At 36.6% G+C, this 16,144-nt stretch carries 15 protein-coding genes; all 15 read right to left on the bottom strand.

What is annotated here, in order from left to right; all coding sequences use genetic code 11:
* Positions 1-7: 7 nt before the first annotated feature.
* The 15 genes from fliF to J5J03_RS21335 all read right to left on the bottom strand — a co-directional run bounded on the left by fliF (position 8) and on the right by J5J03_RS21335 (position 15,935).
* Positions 8-1,606 (bottom strand): flagellar basal-body MS-ring/collar protein FliF, encoded by a 1,599-nt coding sequence (fliF, locus tag J5J03_RS21405; protein WP_208592483.1) that lies wholly within the window; start codon positions 1,604-1,606, stop codon positions 8-10.
* 44 nt (positions 1,607-1,650) lie between these two features.
* Positions 1,651-1,950, bottom strand: a complete 300-nt coding sequence (fliE, locus tag J5J03_RS21400) for a flagellar hook-basal body complex protein FliE (RefSeq protein WP_208592481.1) — start codon at positions 1,948-1,950, stop codon at positions 1,651-1,653.
* A gap of 23 nt (positions 1,951-1,973) precedes the next feature.
* On the bottom strand, positions 1,974-2,429 hold the full coding sequence (flgC, locus tag J5J03_RS21395; protein ID WP_208592479.1) for a flagellar basal body rod protein FlgC: 456 nt from the start codon (positions 2,427-2,429) through the stop codon (positions 1,974-1,976).
* A 2-nt stretch (positions 2,430-2,431) separates the two neighbouring features.
* On the bottom strand, positions 2,432-2,824 hold the full coding sequence (flgB, locus tag J5J03_RS21390) for a flagellar basal body rod protein FlgB (protein ID WP_208592477.1): 393 nt from the start codon (positions 2,822-2,824) through the stop codon (positions 2,432-2,434).
* Between the two features lie 522 nt (positions 2,825-3,346).
* Positions 3,347-4,123 carry a GTP-sensing pleiotropic transcriptional regulator CodY gene (gene codY, locus J5J03_RS21385; protein ID WP_208592475.1) on the bottom strand — a complete coding sequence of 259 codons (777 nt, stop codon included), beginning with the start codon at positions 4,121-4,123 and terminating at the stop codon, positions 3,347-3,349.
* 17 nt (positions 4,124-4,140) lie between these two features.
* Positions 4,141-5,550, bottom strand: a complete 1,410-nt coding sequence (gene hslU, locus J5J03_RS21380; RefSeq protein ID WP_231710876.1) for an HslU--HslV peptidase ATPase subunit — start codon at positions 5,548-5,550, stop codon at positions 4,141-4,143.
* Positions 5,551-5,560: 10 nt separating this feature from the next.
* Positions 5,561-6,103, bottom strand: a complete 543-nt coding sequence (hslV, locus tag J5J03_RS21375; RefSeq protein WP_208592471.1) for an ATP-dependent protease subunit HslV — start codon at positions 6,101-6,103, stop codon at positions 5,561-5,563.
* A gap of 11 nt (positions 6,104-6,114) precedes the next feature.
* Positions 6,115-7,020, bottom strand: coding sequence for a tyrosine recombinase XerC (gene xerC, locus J5J03_RS21370; RefSeq protein ID WP_208592469.1), 906 nt, complete (start codon positions 7,018-7,020; stop codon positions 6,115-6,117).
* A 243-nt stretch (positions 7,021-7,263) separates the two neighbouring features.
* Positions 7,264-9,342, bottom strand: coding sequence for a type I DNA topoisomerase (topA, locus tag J5J03_RS21365; protein ID WP_208592467.1), 2,079 nt, complete (start codon positions 9,340-9,342; stop codon positions 7,264-7,266).
* A gap of 303 nt (positions 9,343-9,645) precedes the next feature.
* Positions 9,646-10,530, bottom strand: a complete 885-nt coding sequence (gene dprA, locus J5J03_RS21360; protein WP_208592465.1) for a DNA-processing protein DprA — start codon at positions 10,528-10,530, stop codon at positions 9,646-9,648.
* 64 nt (positions 10,531-10,594) lie between these two features.
* Positions 10,595-11,497 carry a succinate--CoA ligase subunit alpha gene (gene sucD / locus J5J03_RS21355; protein ID WP_208592462.1) on the bottom strand — a complete coding sequence of 301 codons (903 nt, stop codon included), beginning with the start codon at positions 11,495-11,497 and terminating at the stop codon, positions 10,595-10,597.
* Between the two features lie 35 nt (positions 11,498-11,532).
* Positions 11,533-12,699 (bottom strand): ADP-forming succinate--CoA ligase subunit beta, encoded by a 1,167-nt coding sequence (gene sucC / locus J5J03_RS21350; protein ID WP_208592460.1) that lies wholly within the window; start codon positions 12,697-12,699, stop codon positions 11,533-11,535.
* 114 nt (positions 12,700-12,813) lie between these two features.
* The gene (locus J5J03_RS21345; RefSeq protein WP_208592458.1) at positions 12,814-13,095 is read right to left on the bottom strand and encodes an EscU/YscU/HrcU family type III secretion system export apparatus switch protein; all 282 of its coding nucleotides are present in this window, start codon (positions 13,093-13,095) and stop codon (positions 12,814-12,816) included.
* Positions 13,092-15,161, bottom strand: a complete 2,070-nt coding sequence (locus J5J03_RS21340; protein WP_208592456.1) for a hypothetical protein — start codon at positions 15,159-15,161, stop codon at positions 13,092-13,094. Before J5J03_RS21340 ends, J5J03_RS21345 begins: the two co-directional genes overlap by 4 nt.
* 15 nt (positions 15,162-15,176) lie before the next feature.
* Positions 15,177-15,935 (bottom strand): ribonuclease HII, encoded by a 759-nt coding sequence (locus J5J03_RS21335; RefSeq protein ID WP_208592454.1) that lies wholly within the window; start codon positions 15,933-15,935, stop codon positions 15,177-15,179.
* Between the last annotated feature and the right edge of the window lie 209 nt (positions 15,936-16,144).

The raw sequence follows: 16,144 nt of genomic DNA, 5'->3' as shown, positions 1-16,144 counted from the left end.
ACCTCCTTTAATCCTCTGTAATCCAGCTTCTTAATAATTTCGCAAATTCTTCTGGTTTTTCCTGAGCGTATTTCTCTAGTTGTTTTCTTCTCATAGATGAATCTGAGTCATCCGTATCTGTGATTGGCGGAACTTCCTGTTCTCGAATCTCCGAGGTTTCTACCTCTTCAATCACTTTTTCTTCTGCTGAACGTTTTCTTCTTAACATCCATATCAAAACAATAATAGCTAATAGCAACAAGCCTCCAACTATGTATACCCATGCAGGAATAGTTGGACTTACCGTAGGGTTCGCTATCGTGTCCGTTCCTTCAAATGGCTGGAATACAATTGATACTTTTTCCTCTGGTGCAACTTCACCATATGACTTGTCGATAGAAGTAGATATTATAGAATTCAAAATAGAAGCTACACTTTCCTCTACATCTGTTTGCTCTTGTGCAGTCAATTCTTCAACTTCTCCATCTTCTACCACTCTCGTATTATCAATCGCTACTTGGATACCTAGGTCTCTGATTTTATACGGACTTTCTACAATCTCTCTTTGAATTCGATTGAATTCATTATTCACAGATTCTTTGACAAGCTCGTAGTCTCCTACGTTGCCTTCTAAACCTGCCGGATAGTTAGCAATTTCCCCTTCTTCAACTCCAACTGCACCGTCTTCTGGTTGTGCACCTGTAAATGATTCAGTAATCGTTTCAACGCTGACTGGTAACGTGTCATTTTCTTCATCAACCGGTTCTACCAGTTCTTCCACTCGCTGTTCTTGAGTGAAATCAACATCAGCAGTCGCTGAAATAGCTACTTTATTCATTCCTATCATGGAACCTAACATTTTTTGAACATTTCTCTCGATATCTTTCTCAATATCGCTTTTAATTTGTTGTTGTGAAGTAAAAGTATTACCATCTCCGGAAGCATGTTGATTATCTAAGTCGAAATACTCGAAGTTTTGATTCATAATTACAATGTCTTCTGTCGAAAGGTTAGGAACTGATTTAGAAACAAGGTTATATAAAGCATTCACATTACTTGCTTCAAACTGATATCCAGGTGCTGTTTCAATGACAATAGACGCTGTGGATGGTTGTTGTTGATCACTAATAAAAACAGGTTCCTCTGGTATATTTAGATTTACTTCTGCTCCATTAATCCCATCTATTTGCGTAATTAAATTTGCTAATTCCGTTTGCATTGCATCTAGTTTCATTACTTCAAATTCGTTGTCAGTTACTCCCCAGGAACTGTTCTCAGCAAAAAAAGAATAGTCAACACTTCCGCTATCTGGTATTCCTTGTGCAGCAAGATCTACTAACAGCGAATCTGCAGCTGTTTCCGGTACTTTTACACCTGAGCCAGCATCCGTAATTTCATATGTTACGCCACGGGCATCAAGTTCCTCTTTAATTTGACCTACTTCTTGTACGGAAAGGTCATTATACAGTGCTACCATATCACTTTTAGCAGATGTCATTACTGTGACGAGAACGATGATAGCTATAAGTGCTGCAATTCCACCGAAAAGTAACCCTTTTTGCTTTTTTGACATCGATGTATAATAGCTAGATACTTTTTCCTTGTATTGTTTGAATTTCTCGTTCATTTTGTGCCCCCAAAAATCATTACTTGCTTACAACAATCAATGTATTAAACTTGCATCCTCATTACTTCGTTGTATGCATCCACCATTTTTTTCTGAACTTGTACACCAGTTTGTAGCATAACACTTGCTTTTTGTGCTGTGATCATAACATCGTGTAAGTCATCGATTTCACCTTTGGCAAGTGCTTGTGTTTTTTGATCTGACTCATGCTGTGCTTTATTAATATTGTCGATAGCTTGCTTAAAGCTATCAGCAAATTGTTGTTGTGACTCTCCTACGGTTTGCTTTTTATTTATAGTTTCAGCCGTATTTGGCTGTATGTTTTCTAATGAGTAAATATTCATTTTATGTATTCACATCCTTCTTACTATTTGCCAATTTCCAGTGCTTTCATCAACATTGTTTTTGAAGCATTTAAAGAGGTGACGTTTGCTTCGTAGGACCTTGTAGCACTCATCATGTCAACCATTTCTTTTAATGGATCGACATTAGGCATTTCTACATAACCATCTTCATTTGCATCAGGATGATTAGGGTTATACACTTGTTTGAATGGTTCTTCATCATCCACAATTTGAGATACTTTCACTCCATCCCCAGCGCTTTCTCCTCTTTGAGTAGTCCGGTTGAGAATGGATGAAAAACTTTGATCTTTAGGACTGAACACTGTCATTTTTCTTCGATAGGGTTCATATTCTCCATCTGCATTTACTGTCGCTCTTGTTGTGTCTGCATTCGCAATGTTGGAAGAGATCGTATCCATTCTTAGACGTTGAGCGGTTAAACCACTTCCGCTTGTATTAATCGCATTAAATATGGACATTATTAGTTACCTCCCCTAATGACACTTTGTAAGCTATTAAACTTGCCATTGATTCGATCTACTAATCCCTGATAGTAGATTTGGTTTTTGGCTAATTCTGTCATTTCTTTATCGATATCTACGTTGTTTCCATTGTGGTTATACATTGTGCTACGATCTGTTGTTATATGTATATTCGATTTATTAGAAGAAAAAGGAATATGTCGTTCATTCGTTCTTGTTGCTTGAAATTGTTCTGATAATTCATTTTTCAATACATCATTAAATTGAACTCGTTTCGCTTTGAAGTTGGCTGTGTCTGCATTCGATATATTATGTGCTATCGTTTTATTCTTTACTGAAGCATAGTCAAGTGAATTTTCTAGGGTCTGAATAGTCCCACTAAATAAAGACATTAAAAAAATTCCTCTCTTTTTTATTTTTACCGCCATAAAAATCATTTATCTATCGAATATTGTAAAGTAAATGATCTACACTGTCTATGACTTATCGTCATATTCTGACTAAAGTAGGGTATTTTTTTTATTCGAACAGGACTTTAGTCTTACTTTCTCGTGGATGAAATTGTTATTTTATGTGTTTTTATGTCGGATTAAACCTAAAGACTTAATTCATAATTCATGCTAAATCGAGAAATAATACAAAAAACGACCTGCACCTATCCAAACTACGAATTAGTGAAATTCAGAATACTCGTTTTTTAGCAAACTTGGTAAAGCGAACCACTTGACGAAGCGGATCTTCAGCTCTTGAGAGTCCTCAGGAGCCTATGTATTCTGTCGTTAATTAGAATGTTCAAACATTTAAAAACCGTAAATATTTAGGAATTAAGTTCAGAGGGGGTGGTCTTTCAACAATCAGAAGACTGTGCAAAGCCTACAAAAAAAGATCTCCTCATTATTTAGAGGAGACCATTTTTAGATGTGATGATGTTTGAGTTCGTTTAAGAATTTGTTGTTTAAAACTTTGATATATGTTCCTTTCATTCCTAATGATCTGGATTCAATGACACCGGCACTTTCTAGTTTTCTAAGTGCATTGACAATGACAGAGCGAGTAATCCCAACACGATCAGCTATTTTACTAGCTACTAGTAATCCCTCATTACCATCCAATTCTTCGAAAATATGCTCAATTGCTTCCAATTCACTGTATGACAATGAGCTTATTGCCATTTGTACCACTGCTTTACTACGAGCTTCTTCTTCTATTTCTTCTGTTTTTTCATGTAATATTTCCATACCAACTACAGTTGCACCATACTCCGCCAGTACTAGATCACCATCATCAAAACTATTTGACAAACGACTTAATATAAGGGTCCCGAGTCGCTCACCGCCACCAATAATAGGTACAATGGTTGTTAAACCTTGCGCAAACAAATCACGATTTTCTACTGGGAAAGCCGTGTATTCACTATCGATATCAATATTTGTGGTTGTAGCTGAGATATTAAATAAATTATCGGTATACGTTTCAGGAAACTGTCTTTCTTCCAACATTTTTTTCATTCGCTCATTTTCAATCTGTTGATTAATCGCAAAACCTAATAGCTTTCCTTTTCGACTTACAATAAATATATTTGCTCCAATAACATCCCTTAACGTTTTCGACATATCTGAAAAATCAACTGATTTCCCTTTCGTTTTTTGGAGCATTGCATTAATTTCCCTTGTTTTTTCTAATAATTGCATATTTTTCACCATCCATATTATAAAATAAATTGACTTAAATCTTTGTTCGTTGCTATTGACTTTAATTTCTCATTAACATAGTTTTCTGTTATTTCAATATTTCCAATTCCAATTTCAGAAGCCTCATATGATAGTTCTTCCAATAGTTTTTCTAAAATAGTGTGTAATCTCCTTGCCCCAATATTGTCGGTTTCCTGATTTACCTCATAAGCAATTTCTGCTAAGCGATTGATTGCTTTCTCTGTATACGAAATAGTTATTCCTTCTGTTTCCAACAATGCTTTATATTGCTTCAATAGTGCGTTTGAAGGCTCTGAAAGAATTCGTTTAAAATCTGCCACCGTTAACTTGTCAAATTCAACACGTATCGGAAAACGTCCTTGCAACTCAGGAATGAGATCAGAAGGTTTTGCCATATGAAAAGCTCCGGCTGCAATAAATAACATGTGGTCTGTCTTAACCGGACCATATTTAGTAACAACCTGAGAACCTTCTACAATCGGTAGTATATCGCGCTGTACACCCTCACGTGATACATTTGCAGACTGTTCTTGTTTAACAGCAATTTTATCCATTTCATCGATAAAAATAATACCCGTTTGCTCTGCTTTTTCTATCGCTTTATGAGTCACATCATCGATATCAATTAACTTCTGTGCTTCCTGCTGGGTTAAAACTTTTCTTGCCTCTTTTACTGTTAAGCTTCGTTTCTTTTTCTTTTTAGGAAATAGTTGTCCTAATGCATCTTGCATATTCATTCCCATCTGTTCCATGCCAGAACCTTGTAACATATCAAACATATTTGATGCTTGTTCCTCTACTTCTATCGTTACTGTACGATCTTCTAATTCACCAAGGTCTAATAATTTTTTTGTTTGCTGTCTTTGCTGTTTAATATTTTCTTTTTCTTGTGAATCATTCGTATCTTCTGTATTGTTTTGCTGCTGATTCGGGTTCATAAAAATATCAAATGGATTTTTTGACGTAGTCGTTTTCTTTTTGGATGGTACAAGGATTTCTACTAGCCGTTTATTTGCTAACTGTTCAGCTTTTTCTTTTACTTCTTCCATTGCATCTTCTTTTACCATTCGAACAGATGTTTCAACTAGGTCACGAACCATTGATTCTACATCACGACCGACATAGCCTACTTCCGTATACTTAGTAGCTTCAATTTTAATAAACGGAGCCCCGACTAGTTTCGCTAACCTTCTAGCTACTTCTGTCTTACCGACACCAGTTGGTCCTATCATTAATATATTTTTAGGAACAATCTCATTTTTTAGTTCTTCAGGTAATTGCATTCTTCGGTACCGATTTCTTAAAGCAACTGCGACTGCTTTTTTGGCATCTTGTTGTCCAATGATGTACTCATTTAATTTTTCAACAATTTGCTTTGGTGTTAAATTGATAGACACGATAGTCATCCATCCTTTCTTATTCCAATTCTTCTAACACAAGTTGGTTATTTGTAAAAACACAAATTTCTCCTGCAATTTCAAGTGAGGCTTTTGCAATTTCATTTGCTTCCATATCCGAAGCATGCTTTTTCAACGCTCTTCCTGCACTTAAAGCATAATGACCACCTGAACCAATTGCAAGAATACCATCATCAGGCTCTATTACTTCACCAGTACCTGACACTAATAGTATTTCCTGTTTATTCATTACGATTAACATCGCTTCCAATTTTCGTAAATATTTATCATTTCGCCAATCTTTTGCCAGCTCAACAGCAGCCCTTGATAAGTTGCCATCAAACGTTTCAAGTTTTGTTTCAAAACTTTCAAAGAGGGTAAATGCATCTGCTACTGAGCCTGCAAAACCTGCTAAAACCTGATCTCGAAATAACCTTCTTACTTTTTTTGCAGTATGCTTCATCACTACTTGATTTCCAAATGTCACCTGCCCATCACCACACATCGCAGATTTTCCATTGTGTTGGATAGCAAATATCGTGGTTGCATGAAATGAGTCCATTCTGATTCCTCCTACCGTTTCGCTCTCGGATGAGCTGTTTTGTATACATTACTTAATCGATCTTTTGAAACATGTGTGTAAATTTGAGTGGATGATAAATGAGAATGCCCTAATAGCTCTTGCACTGCTCTTAAATCTGCTCCATTATCAAGCAAATGCGTAGCAAAGCTATGTCGTAATTTATGCGGATGAATATGTAACGTTATTGCTGCTTCTTCCACCAATTTATTAATAATTAACCTTATGCCTCTGGCTGTCAATGGATTTCCTCTTGCATTAAGAAATAAAATATTTTGCGGTTGGCTTTTTTCCGTTATTAATGATGGCCGGCTTTCCTTGATATAAGATTGTAAAGCCTGATTTGCATAATCCCCAAATGGAACATATCTTTCCTTGTTACCTTTGCCTGTTACTAAGATGGTTTGAAGATCAAAGTCGATTCTGTCTAATGTTAGTTGAACACATTCACTAACACGAATCCCGGTACCGTATAAAACTTCTAATATAGCAATATTTCGTTTGCCAAGCATAGTACTTTGATCGATCGATTCCATTAGTATTTTCATTTCCTCTTGGTAGACAAATTCAGGGATGGTATGAGCAGTTTTGGGTAAATGTAAATGAACAAAGGGATTCTCTAATACAATTTGTTCTCTCAGCAAAAACTTATAGAACGACCTTAACGTAGAAATACGGCGGTTAATCGACCTTTTAGATAAAGCATTATCATATAGAGTAGTTAAATATGTACGAATGATACTATACTCTACATCCTCTAATGACGAAATATTTTCAGAAGTCAAAAAATTAAAAAAATCAGCTATATCTTTTTCATACGCTTCAATGGTGAGTTTGGATGCATTTTTTTCGATTTGTAAGTAATCTAAATAAGCTAGCCAATTGTTAAAAAAGTTCATAAGTCACCTCTAAATGCGTTAAAATATTAACACAATAGATTCAAGTCTGCAATTAAATTTGCAAAATTGTCACTACTTTCTCCATTATTACATTGATTCCCTTTTATTAGATGCTTTAAACCAATACAAATGAAGCCTTTTAGTTATCAATACACTATATTATTTTTATAGTAACATTCTTAGAACTTTTAAAAAAAGGTGATTCCGGTTCGTTTGTCGGAATCACCTTTTTGCATGGCTTGCTTAGCTTTGTGCTTCTTCTTTATAGTCACATGATGCACATTGAACTTGTACTTTCTTCTTGGACTTCTTCTCGACTAGCATATTGTTACACTTCGGACAGTTTCTCCCGACTGGCTTATCCCAAGAAATGAACTCACAGTCAGGGTAATTGTCACAACCATAAAATGTTCTTCGTTTCTTTGTTTTTCTTTCTACAATATTTCCATCTTTACAGTTCGGACATTTTACTCCGATTTCTTTTAAGATTGGTTTCGTATTTCGACAGTCAGGAAAATTCGAACAAGCTAAAAATTTACCATAGCGGCCCATTTTATAAACCATTTCATGACCACATTTTTCACAATCAATGCCAGCGGGTTCATCACGAATTTCAACTTTCTCCATTTCCTTTTCTGCTTTTTGTAATTGTTGCTCAAACCCTGAGTAAAATTGATCAATAATTTTAACCCATTCTGTTTTTCCTTCTTCAATAGCGTCTAAATCACCTTCCATTTTTGCCGTGAATGTGACATCAATAATCTCAGGGAAAAATTCCTCTGTTAATTTGATCACAATTTCCCCTAGCTCCGTCGGGACAAACCGTCGATTGTCAAGAGCAACATAACCTCGTCTTTGAATCGTATCTAAGGTAGGAGCATATGTCGATGGTCTACCGATCCCTTTTTCCTCCATTGTTTTTACTAACCTTGCTTCTGTATACCTTGGAGGAGGCTGGGTAAAGTGTTGATTCGGTGTGATTTTTTCAGCTTTTACAGTTTCACCCTCTGTTAAATCAGGTAGCCATTTATCTTTTTGTTTTTGCTGATCATCAGAACCCTCGATATATACTTCCATAAAACCTTTAAACTTAATCTTAGAACCAGTTGCTCTAAACTCTACACCTTGATTTGTTAAATGGACAGTCATGGTATCCATAACAGCCGGTGCCATTTGGCTGGCAATAAATCGTTCCCAAATCAACTTATATAACCTGAATTGATCCCTGGACAAAACTGATTTTAGTGACTGTGGAGCTCTCAGGGCATTTGTTGGTCTAATCGCTTCATGAGCATCTTGTGCACCTTCAGCATTTTTAGATTTTTTTGTGAAACCGTTAAATTCTTTTCCGTATTTGTTTTCGATAAACTGTCTTGCTTGCGATTTAGCTGTATCTGATACCCTTGTTGAATCCGTACGCATATATGTTATGAGACCTGTAATACCGCCTTCGCGTTTACCTAAATCAATACCTTCATATAATTGTTGTGCTACCATCATCGTTTTTCTCGCTCGGAAATTAAGTTTTCTTGCTGCTTCTTGTTGTAATGAAGACGTTGTGAAAGCTGGAGATGGATTGCGTTTTCTTTCCCGCTTCGATACTTTTTCTACTAAGAAATCTTTTCCTTCTAAAGTAGATAAAATGCTATCTACATCATCTTTGGAATGAAGTGCTTTTTTCTTGCCATCTATCCCATAAAAAGCACCATCAAAAGATTGTTTCCCCTTTTTAAAGATCGACTCGATACTCCAATATTCTTCTGGTTTAAAATTTTTGATTTCATTTTCGCGATCAATAATCATTTTAACCGCAACAGATTGGACACGTCCGGCACTAAGACCTTTCTTTACTTTTTGCCATAGTAGTGGACTGATATTATAACCAACTAAGCGATCCAAAATTCTTCGCGCTTGTTGTGCGTCTACTAAATCCATATTGATCGTTCTTGGGTGTTTAAAAGAGTCCTTTACGGCATCTTTGGTAATCTCATTAAACACTACCCGACACTCAGAATCTAAATCAATATTTAGACTATGTGCCAAGTGCCATGCTATTGCTTCCCCTTCACGGTCAGGGTCAGCTGCGAGAAAGATTTTATCTGCTTTTTTAGCGGCGGTTTTCAATTCTTTTAATACAGGACCTTTTCCACGGATGGTTATATATTTGGGCTCGTAGCCATTTTCAACATCCACACCTGTTTGACTTTTTGGAAGATCCCTTACGTGCCCCATCGATGCTTTCACCTTATATTTTTTTCCTAAATATCTTTCAATAGTTTTGGCCTTTGCCGGTGATTCAACAATTACTAGATATTGTGCCATATTACTTACACCCTCCCAAGAGGCAAAATCAATTCGTATTCATTCATATTATAAGATAAGACTTCCATCACTAGGGTTATTTGTGACCATCATTGATGGCAAGCGAAACTTATCAGGATGTTAGCGTCCTTAACCCCACTTCTTGATTTAGTTGAATCTTGAAGTAGGGATTTTACGGACGGTTAGCACCGTAATAAATGTTTGCTATTAGATATGATAAATCTTCCCTATTATTAAATACTTTGTTAGTGTTTGTCAAACAAAGCAATAACAAAATTGCATAAAATTCATTTATCCTTCTTCTTAAATCCCCTGCTTTAGCTGGTATTCTTCTAAGATATCACGACTTGTTTGAACTAATTTTGCTCCATCTTTAATCAGTTGATTACACCCTGTACTTGTTTCTGCCAGCACTGATCCAGGAACTGCAAACACTTCTTTCCCTTGTTCTAAGGCTTGATCAACGGTAATAAGTGTACCACTTTTTTCTTTTGCTTCAATGACTAATGTTCCAAAACTTAATCCACTAATAATTCTATTTCTCTCAGGAAAATGATATTTTCTTGGAGGTTGATCTGGGGGATATTCCGATATAATTAAATCTTTTGCTGCTAATTGACTATATAAAGATAAATGCTGCTTTGGATAGATATGTTCGAAACCACTACCGAGTACAGCAATTGTTGGACTCCTATGTTGTAAGGCTAGCTGATGGGCAAATCCGTCGATACCGATAGCCATGCCACTCGTAATCAGAAAATCATTTTTGAATAAGGGGGTCAGAATATTAGCCATGATGGGCTTTGCGAATTTTGAAGGATATCTTGTTCCTACAACACTGAGGTTAGGTGAATGTGAAAGCAGCCTTTGATTTCCGTTGAGGTATAATACTAATGGAGGATCTGGAATGTCTCTTAGACTAACAGGGTACTCTTCACTAAATAGGGTTACTACATGGTATTCTTTTACGTAACGAACGATTTTTCGTTTTGATGAGTTATCCTGTAACTGTTCTACTAGGAAAGAGGCATTTTTGTCATTAATATGAAAAAATTCTTTCCATTGTTGTTTGTCCCATCGATAGATCTGTTCCATATCTGGATCCTTTTTCATTACATTCCATATCAGCTTACGATTCGTACCTATAATATAATGTAAATGAACTAATCGCCATTCTTTCTTTTTCATTCATAAATACACCTCTTTCAATATAAGAAATAAGCTGAGAAGATTCTCAGCTTATTTCAGTAAATTAGTGTGTCTTACATTTATCATATAGACCTTTATCTTTTAATACATTTATTAACGTCTCACCCATGACAGAAGGTGTTTCAGCTACTTGTATGCCACAAGCGTTCATAGTTTTAATTTTTTCGTCAGCTGTACCTTTACCACCTGAAATAATTGCTCCTGCATGACCCATACGTTTTCCAGGAGGTGCAGTCGCACCACCAATAAAGCCAACTACAGGCTTTGTCATGTTGGCTTTTACCCATTCCGCCGCTTCTTCTTCTGCTGTACCACCAATTTCACCGATCATCATTACTGCTTCTGTTTCAGGGTCTTCGTTAAATGCTTTAAGCGCATCAATAAAGTCAGTACCGTTAACAGGGTCACCACCAATACCTACAGCAGTGGATTGACCAAAGCCATTTTCTGATAGTTGATGTACTGCTTCATATGTTAAAGTACCAGAACGAGACACAACTCCGATATGACCTTTCTTATGAATATATCCTGGCATAATACCAATTTTACATTCTTCTGGTGTAATAACACCTGGACAGTTTGGTCCTACTAATCTAGTTTTCTTACCTTCCATGTATCGTTTTACTTTGACCATATCCATAACAGGAATATGCTCCGTAATACAAATAACCAAGTCAAGTTCAGCATCCACTGCTTCCATAATAGCATCTGCAGCAAATGGAGCTGGTACATAAATAACAGACGCATTAGCACCTGTTTCATTTACAGCGTCTGCAACTGTATTAAATACAGGTACACCTTCAACTTCTGTACCGCCTTTTTTTGGTGTTACCCCACCGACAATCTTTGTCCCATATTCTAACATTTGTTTGGTATGGAAAAGTGCTGTTGAACCGGTTATACCCTGAACAAGCACTTTGGTATCTTTATTGATAAAAACACTCATGTAAATGGCTCCTCCTTTTTCCCTTAGAGATAATTTTATGCTTCATTAACAAGTCCCACAATTTTTTCTGCACCGTCTGCCATTGACTCAGCTGGTGTAATATTCAAGCCGGAATCAGCTAATATCTTCTTACCAGCATCAACATTGGTACCCTCAAGACGTACTACTAAAGGAATAGTTAAACCAACTTCCTTCGTTGCTTGGACGACACCTTCTGCAATAACGTCACATTTCATAATTCCGCCGAAAATGTTTACAAAAATACCTTTTACATTGTCGTCCGACAGAATGATCTTGAACGCTTCTGTTACTTTCTCTGCAGTTGCTCCGCCTCCAACATCTAGGAAGTTAGCCGGATCTCCATTATAATGCTTGATAATATCCATGGTTGCCATTGCAAGACCAGCACCATTTACCATACATCCAATATTACCATCGAGTGCAATATAACTTAGGTCATACTTAGATGCTTCAATTTCTTTTTCGTCCTCTTCATCTAAATCTCGATACTCGACAATATCTTTTTGACGGAATAGGGCATTATCATCAAAGTTGAGCTTCGCATCTAATGCTAAAACGTCACCGTCACCAGTCGTAACAAGTGGGTTAATTTCCGCAATAGAGCAATCTTTTTCGACAAATACTTGATATAATCCCATCATAAATTTAACCGCTTTCGACAAGTATTCAGCTGGAATATTAATATTGAATGCAAGACGTCTCGCTTGATATGGTAATAGACCAGTAACTGGATCAATCACTTCTTTAAAGATTTTTTCAGGTGTTTTCTCTGCTACTTCTTCGATTTCTGTACCGCCTTCTTCAGATGCCATCATGGTCACTCGTGAAGTAGCACGATCCAAAACAAGGCCGACATAGTATTCTTTTTGAATGTCGCAGCCTTCCTCAATCAGTAAACGCTTTACTTCTTTGCCTTCTGGTCCTGTTTGATGTGTTACCAGCGTTTTTCCTAAAATTTCATCAGCATATGTACGGACTTCATCGATATTTTTAGCTACTTTCACACCGCCTGCTTTACCTCTTCCCCCAGCGTGAATTTGTGCTTTTACAACCGATACCGTTGAACCTAAATGTTCCGCAGCTTCCACAGCTTCATCTACTGTATAGGCTACTTTTCCGTTAGGTACGGCAACACCGTAACTGCGCAAAATCTCTTTGCCTTGATACTCGTGAATATTCATCTTTCATCCTCCCATCAATTAATCACTGCATTCTCATTGTATAAAAAAGTGCCTTCAATTGTCTAGAAAAGACTATGCATATTCTAGCTTTTTTCTTACAAATGATAGAGATGATTATTTTTTAGCTGCTTTTTGGTCTACTTGATATATATATGCAAACACTTCTGCCACTACTTGGTATAATTCCTCTGGTATCTGTTCATTGATATTTAATTCGGATAATAATTCTACAAGAGACGGGTCTGATTGAATCGGAATATTGTTCTTTTTTGCTCTATCCAAAATTTCCTCTGCCACATAACCTTTACCTGTAGCGGTTACTTTTGGTGCTACATCCATTTCCGCATCAAACTGTAAGGCTGCTGCTCGTTTACGGTATCTTTCCTGCTTCGTCATACCCGGTAATCAATCCCTTCTCTTTGCATAGGTTTATACGCTGTACGGTTACTATTTATTGCGTGCTGTTCTTTATCTGATAATGGTTTTTGTGTTACAGAAGATAATTGATAATTTAAACTGGATAGTTTCTCTTTTAATAATGGCGTGAAACTATCCATTAAAGGTTTTATTCCTTGTTGGTCATTGTAGACCGCAATATGCACGATTCTTTTTTGAATGGACATGGTAATCATTGTTTCGCCTAATGTATGCAAATGAAGATGAAACAATACACGGCAAAATTCCGGATCAATCTCTTCACTATCCTTGCGCTTTTTTCCTTCAAATTGCATACGAATATCCTTTGCTAAACCAAAGCGTTCACCAGGAATTTGAAAGCTTTGCTGAGTAATTGCTTGTTCATCTTGTAGCATATTTAATTGCATTCCTGTTAAACTTTGAATCAAGCGTTGCATCTGATTATTGGCTGTATCCGGATGCTGTTGATTTGCTAATAATAGATTTTGCTTTAAAGAATGTTCCATTTCTCTTGTTTGGATCGTTACTTCCGCCTGTTGAATTACTTGACGAACCAATTGCAAGAATTGTTCTTTGTTTATAACTTGATCACTTGCTTCTAATGATAACAGCAGCTGTCGAACTAGAGATTGCTCAGACTGAGGTATTTGTTGTAAATTGATTCGCTGTAACACTTCAGCTACCTGTTGATTTTGTGTCATGGTAGGTTGCGCTTGAGCAACCCACCGCTCCATTACTTGCCGATTTTGTGGTGACATTCCCGTCATCATGGATTGTAATAATTGACTAGCACTATGTGGCGTGCTATTGGAACGATTAGCTTGCGCTAGTTGTGCTTCATCTTGGATTCCGCTAGTTTGTACAAAGTGCTTCATTACATGCAAAAATTGATCTTTAACTTGTAGCGACTGTGGGTTTGAAGTACCTAGATGTAACAAAAGAGCTCGGACTATATTTTGCCCGGATTGTGGCAATTGTTGTGCATGTAGTTGTTGTAACACGGTGAGAACTTGCCGCTCTTGACTCACACTTGGCTGTGATGAAGATTGTAACCACTGTTGAAGCATTTGCCGGTCTTGGCTTGGGATTACTTGCATTACCTTTTGAAAAAAGCCTTGATGCTGCACAATACTTTTAAAGGTGTTAGTCACCGATCCTTGCTGCAACATTTGTTCAAAACGTTGTAAAAATAATTGAAAAGCTTGGCGCTCCCCCTTTTGAAATGGCAATTGTTGCTTTAATATTTGATTTAGTTGTTGTGTGAAATCCTGTGTTTGATTATTCGTTAAACGCTCGCCATTTGTTAACTGTTGTAAAGACGACAGTTGATCAGGTGTCGCCTTTGACAATACTTGTTCAAGTGCTGGCTGATTAGTATGCACAAACTGTTGTAACATCGACTGCTCTTGTGGCAGTGATGGAGCAGCAAACAATGAAAGTTGTTGTTGCAACTGTGATAATAAGGAATTACTTTGATTAAATGGTGCTAATTGCTGATAAAGTTGGTTAATTTGTGTACCTAATTGTGACGATTGAAATACTTGTAAACTTCGAAATACTTGTTCTGTTAACGGAAAGTTTTGCTTTGTCATTATTAAAAGTAACTCTCGATTGGCACTATTCCCACCAAATTGCTCTAGAAGTTTAGCTAATGCTTGGCCATCTTTATGGGTAAACGGTATGTTTTGACTAACGAGTTGTTGAATCAAATTTTTTAGTTGTTGATTATTATTTAATCCGAGTTGCTGCATTATTTGATCACTTACTGGCCTATTACTTTGCAAAGGTGAATCACTTATTTTTTTTAGCCTTATCACATCACCAATAGAAGTTACTTGAAAGAGATAATCCTGCTTGGAGGTTAATGCTGTTTCCAACTGGGCCACCACTTGTGAGCTACCTAACTGGATCGCTGCTCTTTGATTAGGATACAATTCGAGTACTTTTCCGGTTAGCATTTGCCCAGGTTTTAACGCATTTTGTGTCATTTTCAGTCGTGTATTTTCAGAACGCAATACGTTTGAAAATGAAGCAATACTTCTCATATGGCTACCTCCTCTCTACGAATAGGATTTCAGAAAACTTCTTCGGTGATATGGTGTTAAACCATGACTATTTATTGCACCTAAGTGCTGTTTCGTTCCATATCCACTGTTTTGGTCAAAAGCGTATACAGGATACTTCTGATGTAACTTTCCCATCATGTCATCACGTGTTACCTTGGCAATGATACTGGCAGCAGCAATCGAAATACTTTTTTGATCTCCTTTTATGATTGCGTCACTAGGTACTTCCAATTGCTCTAGGTTCACTGCATCTATCAGCACATAATCTATTTGTTTTAATTTATTTAACGCTTGATACATCGCTTTTTTAGATGCTTGTAAAATATTGATCTGGTCAATCTCATCTGCATCCACAATTCCTACAGCATAGTCAATCGCATGCTTGGTAATATATTGATAAAATAACTCTCGTTTATTCTTTGATAATTTTTTAGAATCATTTATCCCTAGTAATTTAAAATCACTTGGTAAAATCACAGCAGCTGCTACAACTGGTCCTGCTAATGGTCCTCTGCCGACTTCGTCCACACCTGCAATATATGTAATATCTTTATTCCATAACTTTTTCTCGTTTTGACACATCGTCTTAAATAGTTCCTGTTGAGCTTGGGCTTCTTGTTGTCTTTTTTCATATTGCTTTAGTAATGTTTGCACGCCTTTGCGTTGATCTTGGTACAGTACTTGTAACATTTCTTCAGTAGGTTCTTCTGTTAAATAATCTTTAATTTCATTAATCGTCCATTTTTTCTCCATCGCTAAAAACCTCGTTTCCTAATTTATCGGCACTTTTTCAAAAAAATAAAGAATAATAATTACTTCCTTCAATAAAGAAAAACGTCATCTGATTCGCAGTAGATATATACTGCGAAGTAGTGAAAACTCTGTTTAGTGAGCTTTCTTCCATTCTTCTGAAGTTGAGTGCTCATTTGTCGCTGCGGAAAAACACTCCCTTTCCGGGGGCA

Origin of the sequence: Gracilibacillus suaedae (assembly GCF_017599345.1) — a bacterium.
Lineage (GTDB): Bacteria > Bacillota > Bacilli > Bacillales > Amphibacillaceae > Gracilibacillus > Gracilibacillus suaedae.
The sequence above is the reverse complement of the archived record's forward strand: the minus strand, read 5'-3'. Positions and strand labels throughout refer to the sequence as shown.

Bases quoted from the DNA above. Each gene is read 5' to 3' on its own strand.
- fliF (WP_208592483.1), bottom strand. From the start codon at position 1,606: ATGAACGAGAAATTCAAACAATACAAGGAAAAAGTATCTAGCTATTAT.
- fliE (WP_208592481.1), bottom strand. From the start codon at position 1,950: ATGAATATTTACTCATTAGAAAACATACAGCCAAATACGGCTGAAACT.
- flgC (WP_208592479.1), bottom strand. From the start codon at position 2,429: ATGTCCATATTTAATGCGATTAATACAAGCGGAAGTGGTTTAACCGCT.
- flgB (WP_208592477.1), bottom strand. From the start codon at position 2,824: ATGTCTTTATTTAGTGGGACTATTCAGACCCTAGAAAATTCACTTGAC.
- codY (WP_208592475.1), bottom strand. From the start codon at position 4,123: ATGCAATTATTAGAAAAAACAAGGGAAATTAATGCAATGCTCCAAAAA.
- hslU (WP_231710876.1), bottom strand. From the start codon at position 5,550: ATGACTATCGTGTCTATCAATTTAACACCAAAGCAAATTGTTGAAAAA.
- hslV (WP_208592471.1), bottom strand. From the start codon at position 6,103: ATGGACTCATTTCATGCAACCACGATATTTGCTATCCAACACAATGGA.
- xerC (WP_208592469.1), bottom strand. From the start codon at position 7,020: ATGAACTTTTTTAACAATTGGCTAGCTTATTTAGATTACTTACAAATC.
- topA (WP_208592467.1), bottom strand. From the start codon at position 9,342: ATGGCACAATATCTAGTAATTGTTGAATCACCGGCAAAGGCCAAAACT.
- dprA (WP_208592465.1), bottom strand. From the start codon at position 10,530: ATGAAAAAGAAAGAATGGCGATTAGTTCATTTACATTATATTATAGGT.
- sucD (WP_208592462.1), bottom strand. From the start codon at position 11,497: ATGAGTGTTTTTATCAATAAAGATACCAAAGTGCTTGTTCAGGGTATA.
- sucC (WP_208592460.1), bottom strand. From the start codon at position 12,699: ATGAATATTCACGAGTATCAAGGCAAAGAGATTTTGCGCAGTTACGGT.
- J5J03_RS21345 (WP_208592458.1), bottom strand. From the start codon at position 13,095: ATGACGAAGCAGGAAAGATACCGTAAACGAGCAGCAGCCTTACAGTTT.
- J5J03_RS21340 (WP_208592456.1), bottom strand. From the start codon at position 15,161: ATGAGAAGTATTGCTTCATTTTCAAACGTATTGCGTTCTGAAAATACA.
- J5J03_RS21335 (WP_208592454.1), bottom strand. From the start codon at position 15,935: ATGGAGAAAAAATGGACGATTAATGAAATTAAAGATTATTTAACAGAA.